Here is a 19,317-nt window from a genome sequence, read left to right as displayed (position 1 = left end):
TATAGGCGGCGTTAGGCTGCCACCGGGATCGGACGCGGGCTCACGACATATTCGCGCAGCACCTTGTCGTTGGCGTCGACCTCGATCAGCGCGACGTCGTAGGTCCAGAGATCGGCGAGATGCTGCAGCACGCGCTTGGCATCGGTCTCGTTGAGCTGCGAGCCCTTGATGACGCGGTGATGCAGGATCAGCCGCCGGTCGCCGGAGAGATCGACGTCGACCACCTCGATATTGGCATCGATGAAGCCGACATCGTGCTGCCGCGCCAGCTCGCGACGGACGCGGCGGAAGCCGCGATCGTCGTGAATGGCATCGACCCGTATACCGGCGCGCTCCTCGGGATCGTCGTGCAGATGGAACATGCGGAAGTGCCGCATCAGCTTCGGGCTCAGGAACTGGTTGATGAAGCTTTCGTCGCGGTAATTGGCCCAGACGTCGCGGAGCACGCCCATCACGTCGTTCTTGCCGGCGATATCCGGGAACCATTCGCGGTCCTCGTCTTCCGGACTGGTGACGATGCGCTCGATATCCTGCATCATGGCGAAGCCGAGCGCATAGGGATTGAACCCTGAGAAGCGCTGATCGTCGAATTCCGGCTGAAACACCACATTGGTGTGCGATCCCAGGAATTCGAGAAAATTGCCGTCGGTGATGCGGCCCTGCTGATGCAGCCTGGTCATGATGCGATAGTGGACGTAGGTCGCCGTCCCCTCGTTCATCACCTTGGTCTGGCTCTGCGGATAGAAATATTGCGCGATGTGGCGGACGATGCGCAGCAACTCGCGCTGCCAGGGTGCCAGCCGCGGCGCGCTCTTCTCCAGGAAGTAGAGCAGGTTTTCCTGCGGCAGGCCGAGCAGCTTGCGACGCCGTTCGACGCTGAGCGCAGCGCGGCTCTTGCTCTTGCCGGCCGGCACGGTGCGCCAGAGGTCGTTGAAGACCTCCTCTTCGTGCTGGCGCCGGCGCCCTGCCCGCTTCTCCTCGGCACGCAAGTCCAGCGTCTTCTTGCCGGGATAGCGATCGATGCCGTGCGACATCAGCGCATGCGCAGCGTCCAGCGTACGCTCGACCTCGATGCGGCCGTAGCGCTCCTCGCACTGCATCACGTAGGTCTTGGCGAAGTCGAGATAATCCAGGATGCCGTCGGCATCGGTCCACTGCTTGAACAGATAATTGTTCTTGAAGAAGTGGTTGTGGCCGAAAGCGGCATGCGCGATGACCAGGGTCTGCATCGTCGCCGTGTTTTCCTCCATCAAATAGGAGATGCACGGCGAGGAGTTGATCACGATCTCATAGGCGAGCCCCATCAGGCCCTTGCGATAGGACGCCTCGTGGAACGCGAACTGTTTGCCGAACGACCAGTGCTTGTAGAACAGCGGCATGCCGACCGACGAATAAGCATCCAGCATCTGCTCGGCGGTGATGACCTCGATCTGGTTCGGGTAGACGTCGAGCCCGAGATCCTTCAGCGCCACCTCCTCGCAGGCATCGGTGATGCGCTGCAAGGTGTGGAAATCCCAATCGGCGCCTTCGAACAAGCGTCCCGTCATGGAGCGGCTTTCTCCTGGGCAGTTTCGCGGCGCTGGAACAGATCGTGGAACACCGGAAAGATCTCGCTGCGCTCGCTGACCTTGCGCATCGAGAGCGGTGCGCCGCTGTTGCGCAGGCGCTCGTAGAGTGTCCAGAGCGAAGAATCCGAGAGATCGAAGGCGCTGCCGCCTGATTCCCCGACCTCGAGATAGGCGAAGAACTGGCAGACCGGCAGGATCTTCTCGGTCAGCAGCAGGCCGGTGAGCTCGCCGTCGGAATAGGAATTGTCGCCGTCGGAGGCCTGGGCTGCATAGATATTCCAGTCCGACGGATTGAACCGCTCGCGCACGATCTCGTGCATCGCCTGCAGCGCGCTGGAGACCAGCGTGCCGCCGGAGGCCGGGCCGTAGAAGAAAGTTTTCTCGTCGACCTCCTCGGCGCGGTCGGTGTGGCGGATGAAGACGATCTCGACATGCTTGTAGCGCCGCTTCAGGAACACGTAGAGCAGCATGTAGAAGCGTTTTGCCAGATCCTTCATGTGCTCGGACATCGAGCCGGAGACGTCCATCAGGCAGAACATCACGGCTTGCGCCACCGGCCGCGGCACCTTCTCGTAGCGGCGGTAGCGGATGTCGAGCGGATCGATGAAGGGAATGCGCTTCGTCTTCGTCTTCAGCTTTTCGAGCTCAGCGAGAAGCACCAAACGCTCGTCCTCGTCCGTGCAGGCGGCGATCGCGGCCTCAAGCTCCTCGAGTTCGTCCTTGCGGGGGCGCTTGAGCGCGATGCGGCGGGCGAGCGCGAGTTTTACGGTCCGGCTAACTGAGATGTTGGCGGGCGAACCCGACGTGGTGTAGCCGGCGCGCTGGATGCCTTCGCTTTCGGTCTGCGCGACCTTGCGCTTGGCGAGATCGGGCAATTCGAGATCGTCGAGGAAGAGATCGACGAACTCGTCGCGGCTCAGCACGAAGCGGAAGGCATCCTCGCCATCGCCTTCACCGGGACCGGAATCCTTGGCGCTGCCCTGGCCGGAGCGCTGCAGATAGTCGCCCTCGATGAACTTCTTGTTGCCGGGCAGCACCATGTCGCGCGTTCCGCCTTCACGGCGGAAACGCGGCTCGTGCATGCCGTCGAGCGGGATCGTGACCTCACCACCCTCCAGGACGTCCTTGATGTCGCGTTCCTGCGAGGTCTTCTTGACGGCGCCCTGCACCAGGGATTTGGCCCGACGCAAGAACCGCTGCCGGTTCTCAAGACTCTTGCCGCCTGGATTCAGGCGCCTGTCAATAATGTGAATGGGCACTTTTCCATCCGCCTCAACCGGCCTGCTTTACGCGCATGTACCATTCGACCAGACGGCGAACCTGACGCTCGGTGTAGCCGCGCTCCACCATGCGTGCGACGAACTCGCCGTGCTTCTTCTCCGTCTCGCCGTCCTTCTTCGACCCGAACGAGATGACCGGAAGCAAATCCTCGACCTGAGAGAATATCCGCTTTTCGATCACATCGCGAATCTTCTCGTAAGAGATCCAGGTCGGATTCTTGCCGCCGTTCTGGGCGCGCGACCGTAACGAGAATTTGACCACCTCGTTGCGGAAGTCCTTGGGGTTGGCGATGCCCGCCGGCTTCTCGATTTTCGTCAGTTCCTGGTTCAACAATTCGCGATCGAGCAGCTGGCCGGTGTCGGCATCCTTGAAGTCCTGGTCCTCGATCCAGGCATCGGCGTAGTCGACATAGCGGTCGAACAGGTTCTGGCCGTAATCCGAGTAGGATTCCAGATAAGCCTTCTGGATCTCGTTGCCGATGAACTCGGCATAGCGCGGTGCGAGGTCCGCCTTGATGAATTCGAGATAGCGCTTCTCGACTTCCTCGGGCAGCTGTTCGCGACGGATCGACTGCTCCAGCGCGTACATCAGATGCACGGCGTCGGCGGCGACCTCCTGCGGATCGTGGTTGAAGGTCGCGGCCAGGATCTTGAAGGCAAAGCGCGTGGAGACGCCGTCCATGCCTTCGTCGACGCCCGCAGCATCGCGATACTCCTGGACGCTCCGCGCCTTAGGATCGGATTCCTTCAGGCTCTCGCCGTCATAGACCCGCATCTTGGCGAACACCGTGGAGTTCTCGTGCTTGCGCAGACGTGACATCACCGAGAAGCGCGCCAGCGTCTCCAACGTCGAGGGCGCGCACGGCGCGGCCGCGAGCTCGGAGCCCTGGATCAGCTTTTCGTAGATTTTCTGCTCTTCCGTGATGCGCAGGCAGTAGGGCACCTTGATGACGCAGATGCGGTCGATGAAGGCTTCGTTGTTCTTGTTGGCCTTGAAGCTCGACCATTCCGCTTCGTTGGAGTGCGCGAGGATGACGCCGGTGAACGGGATCGCGCCGATATTCTCGGTGCCGATATAGTTGCCTTCCTGCGTTGCGGTCAGCAACGGGTGCAGCATCTTGATCGGCGCCTTGAACATCTCAACGAACTCGAGCACGCCCTGGTTGGCGCGGTTGAGGCCGCCGGAATAGCTGTAGGCATCGGGGTCGTTCTGCGCGTAGGTCTCGAGCTTGCGGATATCGACCTTGCCGACCAGCGAGGAGATGTCCTGGTTGTTCTCGTCACCGGGCTCGGTCTTGGAGACCGCGATCTGGCGCAGCCGCGACGGCTGAATCTTGGCGACGCGGAATTGCGAGATGTCGCCGCCGAAGGCTTCCAGCCGCTTGTAGCACCACGGGCTCATCAGGCCGCTGAGACGCCGGCGCGGAATGCCGTATTTCTCCTCCAGCATCGGCCCGAGGTTATCTGGATCGAACAGGCTGAGCGGGCTCTCGAACACCGGCGAGAGTTCGTCGCCGGCCTTGAGCACATAGATCGGATGCACTTCCATCAGCGACTTCAGCCGCTCGGCGAGTGAGGATTTGCCGCCGCCGACCGGGCCGAGCAGATAGAGGATCTGCTTGCGCTCCTCCAGGCCCTGCGCCGCGTGACGGAAGAAGCCGACGATGCGCTCGATGGTTTCTTCCATGCCGTAGAAGCCGGCGAAGGCCGGATAGGTGCGGATGGTGCGGTTCAAAAAAATACGGCCAAGGCGTGGGTCCTTGGCCGTGTCGATCATCTGGGGCTCACCGATCGCCGCCAGTAACCGTTCGGCCGCATTCGCGTATTTCATGGGATCGCTTCGACACGATTCCAGGTATTCCGCCATCGACATGTCGTGCTGGCTTCTCGCCTCGAACGACTTAGCGAAAGCGTTGAACAGAGAATCGTTGTACATGATCCCTCTCCGCGTGAGTTCCGCTACAAGCTGAAACGAAAGCAGTTACTGGACCGTTCCTCAGGCCGCTTCTCGAATCAGCGTGAGCACATGACGTTCATTGGACACCCGGGTCCCAACACGACGCAATGTACAAGGTAGGCACTCGCTGAATTACGAACAGGCACTTGCCTGTAATTTGTGCGAATCTCTATCTATCTTCGCTCATTTCCAGAAATTGTCACTCGCTCGCCACATCCGGGCAATACCGGGGACGACTCCCTCCGGCACTGCAACATAGAGCGATCTGCGAGCGGCGAACTTATGACGCCTGCAGGGCAATGCCTTGCGTGCCGCGTTCATCTTCCTGCTGCAATGCGATGCGTGAGCTGAATGCAGCATGAATATCGCGGCAAGCACGGCAGCACTGTATCAAAATCGGTCGCCGCCCCCTCCGAACGGATAACAATCCGATCGTTTGATGCGCGCAGCAACGGGAATGCAGGAATGCTGCCGCTGCAAGGCCGGCGTTATCGTCAGCACAATCACATTGCGCACGGCAGCGTGATGGCGAAGCGCGCCGCGACCGACGGCCACATACGCGTTGACCGATTTCGAGATCATGGGATGCATCGATGCAGGCGCCGGCGCAAACGACCGCCGGTTGTCGGCGAGGGCAACGCCATCAGGATGTGCGTGCATGCTTTCCCCTCAGCATGGCCATTCGCGACCGAGCCAATGACAATCAGACGGATCGGTACCGCTGACGACACTCTGCGACGCGACAGATGACCTCACGCAACAAGACGGGACGCACCAAGGCCTGAACGTAACAAGGCCTGAACGTAACCAGGCTTGGGCCGAAGCTTGGGCCGAACCATCCCAGCCACATTTTTATTACGCAAAAGCACGACTCCCGCCTGGATCGCCATGATCGCGACGGAGTTAAACTGAGAGAATGACGCCAATACCCTTGATTGGTTCCCTCCCGGGAGCATGTGAGCTAAAGGATAGCGCGTCAGGACCGGCGCGGAAACCCCCTCCGCCCGCAGGCTTGGAGATAAAAAGCATCATGAATCCCGTCAAAGAACTGGAAAAGCACGGACAAGCCGTCTGGCTGGACTTCCTCGCCCGCGGCTTCATCGCCAAAGGCGACCTGAAGCGGCTGATCGACACCGACGGTGTCAAGGGCGTCACCTCCAATCCGTCGATCTTCGAGAAGGCGATCGGCAGCTCGGACGAGTACGACGCCCCGATCGGCAAGGCGCTGAAGCGCGGCGATCGGACCGTGGCCGATTTGTTCGAAGCGGTCGCGATCGAGGACATCCAGAACGCCGCCGACGTGCTGCGCCCGGTCTATGATCGCCTTAAGGGCGGCGACGGCTATGTCAGCCTGGAAGTCTCGCCCTACCTGGCGATGGACACGGCCGGCACGGTCGCCGAAGCACGGCGGCTCTGGAAGGACGTCAATCGCAAGAACTTGATGGTAAAGGTGCCGGCCACGCCGGAGGGCCTGCCGGCGATCGAAACATTGATCGGCGACGGCATCAGCATCAACATCACGCTGTTGTTCTCTCGGGCGGTCTACCTGGAGGTCGCCGAGGCCTATCTTGCCGGCCTCGAAAAATACGTCGCCGGCGGCGGCGACCCCTCTCATGTCGCGAGCGTGGCGAGCTTCTTCGTCAGCCGCATCGACTCCATGGTCGACAAGCAGCTCGACGAGAAGATTGCGCGCGCCAACGATCCATCCGAGAAGGAGCGGCTCGCCGCGCTGAAGGGCAAGGTCGCGATCGCCAACGCCAAGGTCGCCTATCAGGACTACAAGCGACTGTTCTCGGGTCCCCGCTGGGAGAAGCTCGCCGCCAAGGGCGCCAAGCCGCAGCGCATGCTGTGGGCCTCGACCGGCACCAAGAACAAGGACTACAGCGACGTCCTCTACGTCGAGGAGTTGATCGGTCCCGACACCATCAACACCGTGCCGCCGGCGACGCTGGATGCATTCCGCGACCACGGCAAGCCGCGCGATAGCCTGGAGGAGAACGTCGACGACGCCCGCCGCGTGCTGGAAGAGCTCGAGCGCTCCGGGGTCTCGCTCGACGCCATCACCGAGGAGCTCGTCAAGGACGGCGTCAAGCAGTTCGCCGATGCCGCCGACAAGCTTTACGGCGCAGTCGCGCACAAGCGCGCAACGGTGCTCGGACCCGCGATCGATCGTCAGCAGCTTTCGCTCGGCGACGGCCTCGGCAAGGCGGTGGCAAAGAGCACCGAGGAATGGCGCGCGTCGGCAAAAATCCGCAGGCTGTGGCAGCGCGACAAATCGGTCTGGACCGGGACGGACGAGGACAAATGGCTCGGCTGGCTCGACAGCGCGGCCAAGGCTGACGTCGCCGACTATGAGGACTATGCCACCCGCGTGAAGGGACAGAAATTCTCTGACGCCGTCGTGCTCGGCATGGGCGGATCGAGCCTCGGGCCGGAGGTGCTGGCCGAGACCTTTGCCCGGAAGCCCGGCTTCCCGAAGCTGCACGTGCTGGACTCCACGGATCCGGCGCAGGTGCGGGCAATGGAAGCCAAGATCGACATCGCCAACACAGTGTTCATCGTATCCAGCAAGTCCGGCGGCACCACCGAGCCGAACGCGATGAAGGACTATTTCCATGAACGTGTCGCGCAGGCCCTCGGCCCGAAAGCCAAGACCGGCTTTCGCTTCATTGCCGTGACCGATCCCGGCTCCTCGCTCGAGAAGGCGGCGAAGAAGCTGAACTACGCCCGCATTTTCCATGGCGAGCCGTCGATCGGCGGCCGCTATTCGGTGCTGTCGCCGTTCGGCCTGGTGCCGGCGGCCACGGCCGGCATCGACGTCAAGACCTTGATCAAGCATGCGCTGTCGATGGCGCGGTCCTGCGGACCGGACGTGCCGCCAAGCGAGAACCCGGGCGTGCAGCTCGGCCTCGCCATGGGGCTTGCCGGCCTCGAAGGCCGTGACAAAGTGACGATCCTGTCGTCGAAGAAGATCGCCGATTTCGGCGCCTGGGCCGAGCAGCTCATTGCGGAATCGACCGGCAAGGAGGGCAAGGGCCTGATCCCGATCGCCGGCGAACCGCTGGGCGATTCCTCGATCTACGGCAACGACCGCTTCTTCATCGATATCCGGACTGAAGGTGAGACAGATGCCGCACATGACTCGGCGCTTGCCGGGATCGAGGCGGCTGGTCATCCCGTGGTGCGCATCGTTATGAAGTCGATCGATCATCTCGGTCAGGAATTTTTCCGCTTTGAGATGGCGACCGCGGTCGCAGGTTCGATCCTCGGCATCAATCCGTTCGACCAGCCCGACGTCGAAGCGGCGAAGATCAAGACCCGCGAGCTGACGTCGGCGTACGAGAAGACCGGCGCGCTGCCGGCCGAAGAGCCTGTGGTCAGCACCGCCGAGTTCGACCTCTACACCAACGACACCAACGCCGCCGCGTTGCGCACGATGGGTGCCAATGGCGACCTCACCTCATGGCTCAGGGCACATATCACGCGCTCGCGGCGCGGCGATTATTTTGCCCTGCTCGGCTACATCGCGCGCGACAAGGCCACAATCGAGGCGCTGCAGGAGATGCGGACGGCCGTACTCGATAAGCGGCATCTGGCCACTGCCGCCGAGTTCGGCCCGCGTTTCCTGCACTCGACCGGACAAGCCTACAAGGGCGGTCCCGACAGCGGCGTATTCCTCCAAATCACTGCCGATGACGCCAAGGACCTCGCCGTGCCCGGCCAGAAGGCAAGCTTCGGCGTGATCAAGGCGGCGCAGGCCCGCGGCGATTTCGACGTGCTCACCGAGCGCGGCCGCCGCGCGCTTCGGGTGCACCTGAAGGGTCCGCTCAAGAAAGGTCTCGCGGCGCTCAATGCCGCGCTCACAGACGCACTGAACTGAGGAATATCTCAATGCAACTCGGCATGATCGGTCTCGGCCGGATGGGCGGCAACATCGTTCGCCGGCTGATGCGTCACGGCCATTCGACCGTGGTCTATGACAAGGACGCCAAGGCCGTCGCAGGTCTCACCGCGGACGGTGCGATGGGCTCGGCGACGCTGGAAGAGTTCATCTCGAAACTGGAGCGGCCGCGCACGGCCTGGGTGATGCTGCCTGCGGGCCGCATCACCGAGCAGACGATCGACACGATCGCGGGCGTGATGCAGGACGGCGACGTCATCATCGACGGCGGCAATACTTTCTGGCAGGACGACGTCCGCCGCGGCAAGGCGCTGAAGGCGCGCGGCATCCATTATGTCGACGTCGGCACCTCCGGCGGCGTCTGGGGCCTCGACCGCGGCTATTGCATGATGATCGGCGGCGAGAAGCCCGTCGTCGACCGGCTCGATCCGATCTTCGCGGCGCTTGCGCCCGGCGCCGGCGATATCCCGCGCACGGAAGGACGTGACGGTCGCGATCCCCGCATCGAGCAGGGCTACATCCATGCCGGTCCCGTCGGCGCCGGCCACTTCGTCAAGATGATCCACAACGGTATCGAATACGGCCTAATGCAGGCCTACGCCGAGGGTTTCGACATCCTCAAGAACGCCAACATCGACGCCTTGCCTGCCGATCATCGTTACGATTTGAATCTCCCCGACATCGCCGAGGTGTGGCGGCGTGGCTCGGTGATCCCGTCCTGGCTGCTCGATCTCACTTCGACGGCGCTTGCCGATAACCCGACACTCTCGGAATATTCCGGCTTCGTCGAGGATTCCGGCGAAGGACGCTGGACCGTGAACGCGGCGATCGACGAGGCGGTGCCGGCCGAAGTCCTGACCGCGGCCCTCTACGCACGTTTCCGTTCCCGCAAGGAACACACCTTCGCCGAAAAAATTCTCTCCGCGATGCGTGCAGGCTTCGGCGGCCACAAGGAGCCGAAACAGCCGGACGGCTTGAAGCCCAAATAAGAACTCCATAGAGCGAAGGCCGATATTTCGTGACAAAAGAGCAGCAAGCCAAGCGCAAGCCGGAAAATTGCGCCTTCATCATTTTTGGTGCGACCGGCGACCTCACTCACCGTCTGGTGATGCCATCTCTGTACAATCTGGCCGCAGAACATCTGCTGCCGGAGAAGTTCTGCGTCGTCGGCGTCGGCCGCAACGCCATGTCGGACGACGAGCTGCGCGACAGCCTTTTGAAGGGTCTCAAGCAATTCGCGACGCGGCCCGTGGACGACGATATCGCCCAGAGGCTGCTGCAATGCGTGACCTTCGTCGAAGCCGATTCGAAGGACCCGCCCTCCTTCGATCGCTTGCGCGAGCATCTGGATTCGCTGGAATGCGCGCAGGATACCGGCGGCAATCGCCTGTTCTATCTGGCGACCCCGCCTGCCGCGTTCGCACCGACAGCGCGTGAACTCGGCCGGACCGGCATGATGAAGGAGAACGGCGCCTGGCGGCGGCTGGTGATCGAAAAACCGTTCGGCACCGATCTCGCATCGGCCAAGGCCCTGAATGCCGAGCTGCTGAAGATCATGGACGAGCACCAGATCTACCGGATCGACCATTATCTCGGCAAGGAGACGGTGCAGAACATCCTGGTGCTGCGCTTTGCCAACGGGATGTTCGAGCCGATCTGGAATCGCAACCATATCGACCATATCCAGATTACCGTCGAGGAGAAGCTCGGCGTCGGCCATCGCGGCGGCTTCTACGACGCCACCGGCGCGCTGCGCGACATGGTGCCGAACCATCTGTTCCAGTTGATGTCGCTGGTCGCGATGGAGCCGCCCGCGCGTTTCGACGCCCACTCCGTGCGCTCCGAGAAGGCCGAGGTGCTCACGTCGATCCAGCAGCCGAACCAGGATGAAGCACTGAACAATTCGGTTCGCGCACAATATCTCGCGGGCCAGATTGGCGACAACGACATCCCGGACTACCGCAAGACCGAGGACGTCAAGTCGGGCAGCACCACCGAGACCTTTGTCGCGCTAAAACTGATGATCGACAATTGGCGCTGGGCCGGCGTGCCGTTTTACTTGCGCACCGGCAAGGCGCTGGGCCACAAGCGGACGGAAGTCGCGATCAAGTTCAAGCAGGCGCCGCTGTCGATGTTCTCGGGCACCACGGTCGACCGTCTCTCGCAGAACTTCCTGACCATCGGCATCGCGCCGACCGAGACCATCGAGCTTCAGTTCAACGCCAAGATCCCGGGGCCGAGCATCACCATCGACGGCGTCGAGATGAAATTCAAGTACGGCGATTATTTCCGGGCCGATCCCTCGACCGGCTACGAGACGCTGATCTACGACTGCATGATCGGTGACAACATCCTGTTCCAGCGCGCCGATGGCATCGAAGCAGGCTGGCAGGCGGTGCAGCCATTCCTCGATGCCTGGAAGAACGCGGGCACCAACGGCATCGAAACCTACCCCGCCGGCAGTGACGGCCCGGCCTGTGCCGATGAGCTGCTGCGCCGCGACGGTCGCAGCTGGCGGAAATTTTCGTGATGGCAGCGGCCGACCAGCCGAAGCTGATCGTCGTCGCCGACGCTGAAGCCCTGGCGCAGGCTGCAGCGGCGCGGGTGACGGCGCGGATCGCCGCCAATCCTGGCCGCATCGCGATCTGCCTCACCGGCGGATCGAGCCCGAAGAAGCTCTATCAGCTGCTCGGCAGCGACGCCTGGCGTGGCAAGATCCCCTGGGACCGCGTGCACTGGTTCATCGGCGACGAGCGTTTTGTCCCCGGGAGCGATCCCCTCAACAATATGGCGGTCGCGCGCGCCACGTTTCTCGATCGCCATGCGCCAGCCAATCAGATCCACCCGATTCCGACCACGGCCGAAAATCCGGACGGGAGCGCGGAGGCCTATGCGCGCGAGCTAAAAGCCTTCTACGGGTCTGAAAGCCTCGATCCAGCGCGACCGCTGTTTGACATGGTGCTGATGGGTGCCGGCCCTGACGGCCACACCGCATCGCTGTTTCCCGGCTATCCCGCCATCGAGGAGACCACGCGCTGGGTCGTCGGGGTCCCCAAGGCCAATGTCGCCCCCTTCGTGCCGCGGGTCTCGCTGACGCTCCCCGCGCTGGCCTCCTGCCGCGAAATGCTGTTCGAGATCGCTGGGCATGACAAGCAGCCGATCTTGACGCGCCTGCTCAATGGCGAGACTCTGCCGGCTGTACGCGCGCGCTCGAATGGTGAGACCGTCTGGATGGTCGACCAGGCCGCGCTTCCGGGGGGAATTCGTGGCGGGCGCTAAAGCACCTTGTGCGTTGATCGTGATGGGCGTGTCGGGCTCGGGAAAAAGCACCGTTGCGGAATTGCTCGGCAGCCGGCTCGGCTGGCGGTTCGAGGACGGCGACGGCTTTCACCCGGCGAGCAATGTGGAGAAGATGAAGGCAGGCCATCCCCTCACCGACGAGGATCGCTGGCCCTGGCTCAACGCCATCGCCGACGAGATCGCGCGGGTCTGCAACACGGGCGAGCATGTCATCATTGCCTGTTCGGCGCTGAAGCACACCTATCGCGACGTGCTGCTGCGCGGGCGCAGTGACGTGCGCTTCGTGTTCCTGAAGGGCACGCAGGAGCTGATCGCCGACCGGCTCGCGCACCGCAAGGGCCATTTCATGCCGCCCGGACTCCTGACCAGCCAGTTCAACACGCTGGAGCCGCCCGAGGCGAGCGAGCACGTCATCACGGCGTCGATCGATGAATCAGTCGAGGCGATCGTGGACGGCATCGTGCGGCAGCTGAAATTCGACGGCGGCAAGAGCAAGACCGTATAACCCAAGGTTACTGCTATGACGAAAATCTCCCTGGTCGTCTCCGATGTCGACGGCACGCTGCTCACCAAGGACAAGACGCTGACGGACCGCGCGAGATCCGCGGTGCACCGACTGCACCAGGCCGGCATCGGCTTCACCATCACCTCGAGCCGCCCTGCCATCGGCATGCGCTTCCTGATCGAGCCACTGGCGCTGTGGCTGCCGGTCGGCCCGTTCAACGGCTCCTCGATCGTCGACCCCGAGATGAATCCGGTCGAGCAGCATCTGATCCCGAAGGACGCAGCCGAACGCAGCTTGCAGATCCTCCGGGAGTTCGGCGCCGATATCTGGCTCTTCACCTACGACAAATGGTTGATCGACAACCCCAGCGGTAAATACGTCGCGCATGAACAGCACACGATCCGCTCCGAGCCCACGATCGTGACGGATTTTTCTCCATACCTCGCGAGCGCCTGCAAAATCGTCGGCGCCAGCGCCGACGCGGCCGGCCTCGAGGCCTGCGAAAAGGCAATGCAGCAGGCGCTCGGCAGCGAAGCGACCGCTGTCCGCTCCCAGACCTACTATCTCGACATCACCCCGCCCGGTTTCAACAAGGGCACCTTCGTGCAGGCCATGGCCAAGCGCCTGGGCATTTCCACCGACGCGGTCGCCACCATCGGCGATATGCAGAACGACCTCGCGATGTTCTCCGTCAGCGGCGTCTCGATCGCCATGGGCAACGCCACCGACAGCGTCAAGGAGCAGGCCACGAACGTCACCGCGACCAACGAGCAGGATGGTTTTGCGGAAGCGATGGAGATGATCTTGAAGCGGAACGGGGCTGGTTAAGTCACTGCTTCGATCGCTGCATCGCCGGCTTCTCGCTCGCGTGCCTTGCCGCGGAGAGGTTGTGCGCGGTGTTGATCAGCGCGATATGGGTCAGGGCCTGCGGGAAATTTCCGGTCTGGCGGCGCGCGACAGAATCATATTCCTCGGCCAATAGCCCGACATCGTTCGCGAGAGCCGCCACGCGATCGAACAATTCCTGCGCCTTGTCGAGATCGCCCGCCAGCACGTAAGCGTCGGCGAGCCACAGGCTGCAGGCCAGAAACGCGCCCTCGATCGGCTGCTTCTCCTCGGAGACCTCGCGCGGATCATGGCGCAGCACGAAGCCGTCCCGCATCATGTGCTTCTCGACAGCCGCGATGGTGCCGCGGATGCGCGGATCTGACGCCTTCAGGAAACCGACCGCAGGCAGCAGCAGCACGCTGGCGTCGAGCAACTTTGAGCCGTAGCACTCGACGAAGGCGTTTGCCTCCGCATCATACCCCCGGTTGCAGACGTCGCGGTGAATGGCTTCGCGCAAGGCGCGCCAGTGCAGCAGCGGCGCCTTGAAGCCAAAGGTTTCGGCGCTCTTGATGGCGCGGTCGAAGGCGACCCAGGTCATCACCTTGGAGAACACGTAGTGCCTGGGCTGGCCGCGCCGCTCCCAGATGCCATGATCGGGCCGATCCCAGACCCCGGCGAGATGCTGAAGCACGGCGCATTCCAGCGCCCAGGTCGCTTCATCATCGAGCTTGAGCTTGGCCATGCGCGACTGGTGGAAAGCGTCGATCAGTTCGCCGTACACATCGAGCTGAAGCTGCGCATGCGCGGCATTGCCGGCGCGCACGGGCTTGGCGCCTTCATAGCCGTCGAGCCAACCCGCCTCCCATTCCAGCAGCCTGCGCTGGCCCCAGATGCCGTACATGATCTGCATCTTGGCAGGCGAGCCGGCGGCAGCGCGCAACAGCCAATTGTGCCAGGCCAGTGCTTCCTCGGTATAGCCCGAGTTCATCAGCGCCAGCAGCGTGAAAGTGGCGTCGCGCAACCAGCAAAAGCGGTAGTCCCAGTTCCTGCTACCGCCGAGCTTTTCCGGCAGCGACGTCGTTGGCGCAGCGACGATGCCGCCAGTAGGACCAAACGTCAGCGCCTTCAGCGTGATCAGCGAGCGCATGACGAGGTCGTGGTAATCGCCCTTGCGGTCGCAGCGGTCACTCCACTCCCGCCAGAATTTTTCAGTCTCCTGAAACGCGACCTCCGGGTCGATCGGCGCGGGCGGATCGAGATGCGAGGGACCGTAGGTCAGCACGAACGGCACGGTCTCGCCGGCCTTGACCTCGAAGTCGGACACCGTGGTCAGATCCTCGCCGCGGGTCTTGGCCGGCGTCCGCAGCACCGTCATGTCCTGGCCGGCGACCGCCACCAGCGAATGGTCGATCCGCCTCACCCAGGGAATGTCGACGCCGAAGCCGAAGCGGATCACGAGTTCCATCCGCATCTTCACCGTGCCGCTAACTCCGCGCACCAGTCGCACGATGTCGGAGGCCTTGCCGCGCGGCGGCATGAAGTCGATCAACGCGACGGTGCCGCCCTTGGTCTCAAATCGCGTTTCCAGGATGAGGGTATCGCCGAGATAGCGGCGCGAAATCGTGGTGACGTCCTCGCCCGGCGCGATCAGCCAGCGGCCATTCTTATGGGTGCCGAGGATCGCGGCAAAGCAGGCATCGGAATCGAACGCCGGCCAGCACAACCAGTCGATCGAGCCGTTGCGTCCGACCAGCGCTGCGGTCTCGCAGTCGCCGATCAACGCATAATCCTCGATCTTCTCTGACAATGTCGTGCGAACCTTGAACAACCCCGGTCAATCAACTCCCGCCGGGCAACGAACGTTCCCGCGTCGCAGCCTTCAAAGCTGCGAGATCGACCTTGGCGGCGATCTTGTCGAGCGTAACAGGCAGCCGCTGGCGCCAGTTCGGATGCTCGTCGATCGTGCCGGGAATGTTGGGCTGGTCGATCACGCCGAGCAGATCTTCCATCGACACCGCGAGCAGCCGCGACGGCGTGCGCGACAGGAAGGCGAGCACCGAATAGAGATCGTTCGCCTTAATGCCGTTCTGGCGCAGGATCTGGTCGAGTCCGCCGAGCGCATTCCAGCGCGCCTGGTCGTCCTCGCCGGGATCGAGCCCGAGCGACAGCTTCATCCTGAGATCGCTGAACGAGCGCCAGCCGGCATAGGTGCAGAGATCATGCGTGTTCAGCGTGACCAGCGCGTTCGGCCGGTAATGGTCGATGTTGCGGAAATGACCGGCATCGTCGCGCTCGAACATCATCACGAGATAGGACCAGATGCCGAAATCCTGCATGGTCTCGCGAAAACCTTCCGGCACGGTGCCGAGGTCTTCGCCGATCACGATGCATTTATGGGTGACGCTCTCGCGCACGACCGCCGCCAGCAGCGCCTCCAGCGGCATCTGCACATAGGCGCCGTTGTCGGGCTTGAAGCCGCGCGGGACAAGATAAAGCCGTTTCAGCCCCAGCACATGATCGAGCCGGATCGCGCCGGCATGCCGCATCGAGGCGGCCACCATGTCGGCGAAGGGCACGAAGGATTGCGCCTCGAGGCCACCGGCATTGAAGCCGGCCAGGCCCCAATCCTGCCCGACGGTGTTGAGCACGTCGGGCGGTGCGCCGACCGCGAGCTGCCGGGAGATCGCCGTCTGCTCGTTCCAGGCATCGAAGCCGTTGGACTGGACGCCGACGGCGACGTCGAGATAGAGCCCGACGCGCATGCCGAGCTCGGCAGACAGCGCCTTTGCGGCGTGCAATTGGCTATCTGCGGTCCATTGCACGAATTCGACGAATTCGACTTCGTGTTTGTCGGGACCGTTGCGCAAAGCGGCGCATTTGGAATCGTCCGGTTGCTGCCATTCCACCGGCCATTCCCACCACGGCCTGGTGAAGCGATGTCGCAGCACCTCGAAGCAGGCGAAGCGGGACAGCAGCGCCCCCCGCTCAGCGCGGAAGGCATCAAACTGGTTGCGGCGGACACCGCTCGCGGTTTTCACGAAACTGTCAAAGGCGGCGCGCAAGCCCAGCCATTTCAGCGCCGCCATATCGGCATAAGGGACACGATCACCTTCGCGCAGCCGCGCGGCGGTCGTGGCAGCGTCCGGGATGAGGTCTGCCGAGAATTCCGGGATCGCCTCGACGTCGATATAGAGCGGATTGAGAAACAGCCGGCTGTTCGGCGAATAGGGGCTACAATCGGCCGGATGATTATCGAACAGGACGTGCAGCGGATTGAGGCCAACGCCGTCGGCGCCCAATTGCTTGGCGAGCTTGACCAGGCCGGCCAGATCAGTGAAATCGCCGATCCCCCAATTGCGGTCCGAGCGGACGCTGTAGAGCTGCACGGCGAGCAGCCAGCCGCGGTCGAAATCGCCACCAAAGGCGCGCTCGGGTGCCACGATCATCGGCACCTCTTCCGTCCCGCCCTTCGCGTCGGTCAGCGTCAGCCGGTGATAACCGAGCGGCAGGCCTTCAGGCCAGGCAATCACCGGCTCGCGCGTCTCGCCTTGCGCGATCACATTGGGATTGCCGCTGATTTGGCCGTTACCGGTGATTTTCCATCGCAGCGGCGCAGCTCCGATGGCCGCGAGCTCGGTGCGTGGATTGCCCAGCGCGCGAACCACGACCGGCCCACTGACAAAGCGGTAGACCCGCTTCTCCGGAAGGGCATCGAGGATGGATTTAAGCGCCTCGGGCGCAGTGATCCGCAGCTTTCCAAGGGCATCGACGAATTCGGATTGAACGCCCTTGATCCGGGCTTGAGCTAAAAGGTCCATTCGGCACGCAGCTTGCAGGCCATTATCGGCCGAGGTCATTGATTTTAATGAGGTCGCGGAAGAGGTTAGACGGACTTAACTCACAGACCGCGCCTGCCGTTCCCAAGGGAACCAATGACACACAAGCGGCTTTCTATATTGGTATCAAGTGTGGGTTCCCGACAAGGGAAACGGGCTCCTGCTTTCTTGTCAATGGCATCACCGTGAACAAGACAATTCAAACTGTCGAGAGTGCCGCTGCCGGCAGCGCTTTCCTGATCGAAGACGTCTATCCCTTGATCGACGGCGGTCGCTTTGCCGTGAAACGGATCGCGGGAGAGCGGGTCGAGGTCTGGGCCGACATCTACCGCGACGGCGATGCGACGATCAGCGCCGCGCTGGTCTGGCGCGGAGAGCAGGACCGGGAATGGCGGAACGAGCCGATGATCCATCACGGCAATGACCGCTGGTCCGGCGCCTTCGTGCCGGCCGAGCCCGGTCAGTATATCTATGCCATCGAAGCCTGGACCGACGAGTTCGCCACCTGGCGCCACGGGCTCGAGCGCAAGCAGCTGTCCGGCGGCGACGTCACGCTCGATGCCATCGAGGGCGCTGGCCTGCTGACCAAGGCGCATGGCGCGCGGCAGGACGCAGCGGCCGTGATCGTCAGGCAATGCGAGGATTATCTCGGCAGCGGCGATGTCGCGCCGCTGCTTGCGACCGAACTGAGCAAGGCCATGGCCGAGAGCCAGGCGCGACCCGACCTGACCCGTTCACCCAACTTCCCGCTGATCATCGATCGTGACAAAGCGCGCTTTGGTGCCTGGTATCAGATGATGCCCCGCAGTCAGAGCAAGGTCGCCGGCCAGCACGGCACGCTCCGCGACTGCATCGCGCGCGTGCCCGATATCGCCGCGATGGGCTTTGACGTGCTCTATTTCACGCCGATCCATCCGATCGGCGGCACCCACCGCAAGGGCCGCAACAATGCGCCGGTGGCGACCGACGGCGAGCCGGGCTCGCCCTATGCGATCGGCGCTGCCGAAGGCGGTCACGATGCGCTGCATCCCGAGCTCGGTACCATCGAGGATTTCCGCGCGCTGGTCGCGACCTGCCTCGAATACGGCCTTGAGCTCGCGCTCGATTTCGCCGTGCAATGTTCGCCGGATCATCCCTGGCTGACGCAGCACCCGGAATGGTTCAAATGGCGGCCGGACCGCTCGGTGCGGACGGCGGACGGTCCCTATTCGGATATCGTCATCCCCGATTTCGCCTGCGTCGATCGGATCGGCCTGTGGAGCGCGTTCCGCGACACCATGCTGTTCTGGATCGACCATGGCGTGACCATTTTTGCGATCGACAATCACGATACCGCACCGCTTCCGTTCTGGGAGTGGCTGATCCGCGACATTCGTCTCCGGCATCCCGAGGTGATCCTGTTCTCCAAGACCTTTGCGCGGCCGAAGCTGATGAAGGGGCTCGCCAAGCTCGGCTTCGCGCAGTCCTTTACCTATTTCCCCTGGCGCACGGGGAAAGGAGAGCTGGAGCAACATCTCGGCGAGCTGACGCGTTATCCCGAGCGGGACTTCTATCGCGCGAACCTGTTCGTCAACACGCCCGACCTGCTGCCCTATCATCTCCAGAGTGGCGAGGACTGGATGTTCAAATCGCGCGTTGCGCTGGCCGCAACGTTGTCGAGCAATTACGGCCTTTACAGCGGGTTCGAGCTGCTCGAGCACGAAGCCATCCCCGGCCATGAAGAATATCAGGATTCCGAGAAGTACCAGATCCGCCAGCGCGACTGGGACAAGCCCGACAACATCAAGCCCTACATCACCGCGCTCAACCGCATCCGCAACGAAAACGCGGCGTTCCAGCAGACCACCAATTTGCGCTTCCTCGGCATCGAGGACGGCGAGACCATCGCCTTCGCCAGGGAGGCGGCTGAACCGGGCAACATGATCGTTGCGGCCATCGCACTCTCGCGCCATGTGCGCGAGTTCTGGCTGCCGCTCGGCGACCTCACCATCGACGTCGGCGGCGAACGCCGCCACGTCACGACAATCGAAAATCTCATGACAGGCGAACAGTCCCGCATCGAATGGGGCGGGATCAAATTGCGTATCGATCCCGACCGCGATCCGGCGCTGCTGTTCCGCTGCCTGGCGTAAGGATCACGCC

Annotated in this window: 13 protein-coding genes; 7 read left to right on the top strand and 6 right to left on the bottom strand. The window is 62.8% G+C overall.

The genetic code is table 11. The features are described from left to right. Positions 1–11 precede the first annotated feature (11 nt). The 4 genes from ABIA96_RS12535 to ABIA96_RS12520 all read right to left on the bottom strand — a co-directional run bounded on the left by ABIA96_RS12535 (position 12) and on the right by ABIA96_RS12520 (position 5,387). Positions 12–1,547 carry a SpoVR family protein gene (locus ABIA96_RS12535; RefSeq protein ID WP_354137357.1) on the bottom strand — a complete coding sequence of 512 codons (1,536 nt, stop codon included), beginning with the start codon at positions 1,545–1,547 and terminating at the stop codon, positions 12–14. After that, complete coding sequence (locus tag ABIA96_RS12530; RefSeq protein WP_354137675.1) at positions 1,544–2,821, bottom strand: YeaH/YhbH family protein; 1,278 nt, start codon at positions 2,819–2,821, stop codon at positions 1,544–1,546. Before ABIA96_RS12530 ends, ABIA96_RS12535 begins: the two co-directional genes overlap by 4 nt. A 19-nt stretch (positions 2,822–2,840) precedes the next feature. Next, on the bottom strand, positions 2,841–4,784 hold the full coding sequence (locus ABIA96_RS12525) for a PrkA family serine protein kinase (protein WP_354137356.1): 1,944 nt from the start codon (positions 4,782–4,784) through the stop codon (positions 2,841–2,843). Positions 4,785–5,195: 411 nt separating this feature from the next. Continuing rightward, complete coding sequence (locus ABIA96_RS12520; RefSeq protein ID WP_354137355.1) at positions 5,196–5,387, bottom strand: hypothetical protein; 192 nt, start codon at positions 5,385–5,387, stop codon at positions 5,196–5,198. Positions 5,388–5,835: 448 nt separating this feature from the next. Here ABIA96_RS12520 and ABIA96_RS12515 point away from each other — a divergent pair, with 448 nt between their 5' ends. The 6 genes from ABIA96_RS12515 to ABIA96_RS12490 are packed head-to-tail and all read left to right on the top strand — an operon-like array spanning position 5,836 to position 13,339. Then, the gene (locus ABIA96_RS12515; protein WP_354137354.1) at positions 5,836–8,685 is read left to right on the top strand and encodes a bifunctional transaldolase/phosoglucose isomerase; all 2,850 of its coding nucleotides are present in this window, start codon (positions 5,836–5,838) and stop codon (positions 8,683–8,685) included. A gap of 11 nt (positions 8,686–8,696) precedes the next feature. Beyond that, complete coding sequence (gene gnd / locus ABIA96_RS12510; protein ID WP_354137353.1) at positions 8,697–9,695, top strand: phosphogluconate dehydrogenase (NAD(+)-dependent, decarboxylating); 999 nt, start codon at positions 8,697–8,699, stop codon at positions 9,693–9,695. Positions 9,696–9,724: 29 nt separating this feature from the next. After that, positions 9,725–11,236 carry a glucose-6-phosphate dehydrogenase gene (gene zwf, locus ABIA96_RS12505; protein WP_354137352.1) on the top strand — a complete coding sequence of 504 codons (1,512 nt, stop codon included), beginning with the start codon at positions 9,725–9,727 and terminating at the stop codon, positions 11,234–11,236. Then, entirely contained in the window at positions 11,236–11,985 is a 750-nt protein-coding gene (gene pgl / locus ABIA96_RS12500; RefSeq protein ID WP_354137674.1) for a 6-phosphogluconolactonase, read from the top strand. Before zwf ends, pgl begins: the two co-directional genes overlap by 1 nt. Further along, entirely contained in the window at positions 11,972–12,511 is a 540-nt protein-coding gene (locus ABIA96_RS12495) for a gluconokinase (RefSeq protein WP_354137351.1), read from the top strand. The genes pgl and ABIA96_RS12495 overlap by 14 nt, the downstream gene beginning before the upstream one ends. Positions 12,512–12,526: 15 nt before the next feature. Further along, positions 12,527–13,339: an HAD family hydrolase gene (locus ABIA96_RS12490; RefSeq protein ID WP_354137350.1), complete on the top strand. Its 813-nt coding sequence runs from the start codon at positions 12,527–12,529 to the stop codon at positions 13,337–13,339. 1 nt (position 13,340) lies between these two features. Here ABIA96_RS12490 and ABIA96_RS12485 read toward each other — a convergent pair whose 3' ends face one another. Then, positions 13,341–15,146 carry a glycoside hydrolase family 15 protein gene (locus ABIA96_RS12485; protein WP_354137349.1) on the bottom strand — a complete coding sequence of 602 codons (1,806 nt, stop codon included), beginning with the start codon at positions 15,144–15,146 and terminating at the stop codon, positions 13,341–13,343. A gap of 31 nt (positions 15,147–15,177) precedes the next feature. Beyond that, entirely contained in the window at positions 15,178–17,157 is a 1,980-nt protein-coding gene (gene malQ, locus ABIA96_RS12480; RefSeq protein ID WP_354137348.1) for a 4-alpha-glucanotransferase, read from the bottom strand. 203 nt (positions 17,158–17,360) lie between these two features. Here malQ and ABIA96_RS12475 point away from each other — a divergent pair, with 203 nt between their 5' ends. Then, the gene (locus ABIA96_RS12475) at positions 17,361–19,307 is read left to right on the top strand and encodes a maltotransferase domain-containing protein (RefSeq protein ID WP_354137347.1); all 1,947 of its coding nucleotides are present in this window, start codon (positions 17,361–17,363) and stop codon (positions 19,305–19,307) included. The last annotated feature ends 10 nt before the right edge of the window (positions 19,308–19,317 follow it).

The sequence above is a fragment of the Bradyrhizobium sp. LB11.1 genome (assembly GCF_040549385.1).
Classification (GTDB): domain Bacteria; phylum Pseudomonadota; class Alphaproteobacteria; order Rhizobiales; family Xanthobacteraceae; genus Bradyrhizobium.
This window is presented reverse-complemented; position numbering and strand designations above follow the sequence as displayed.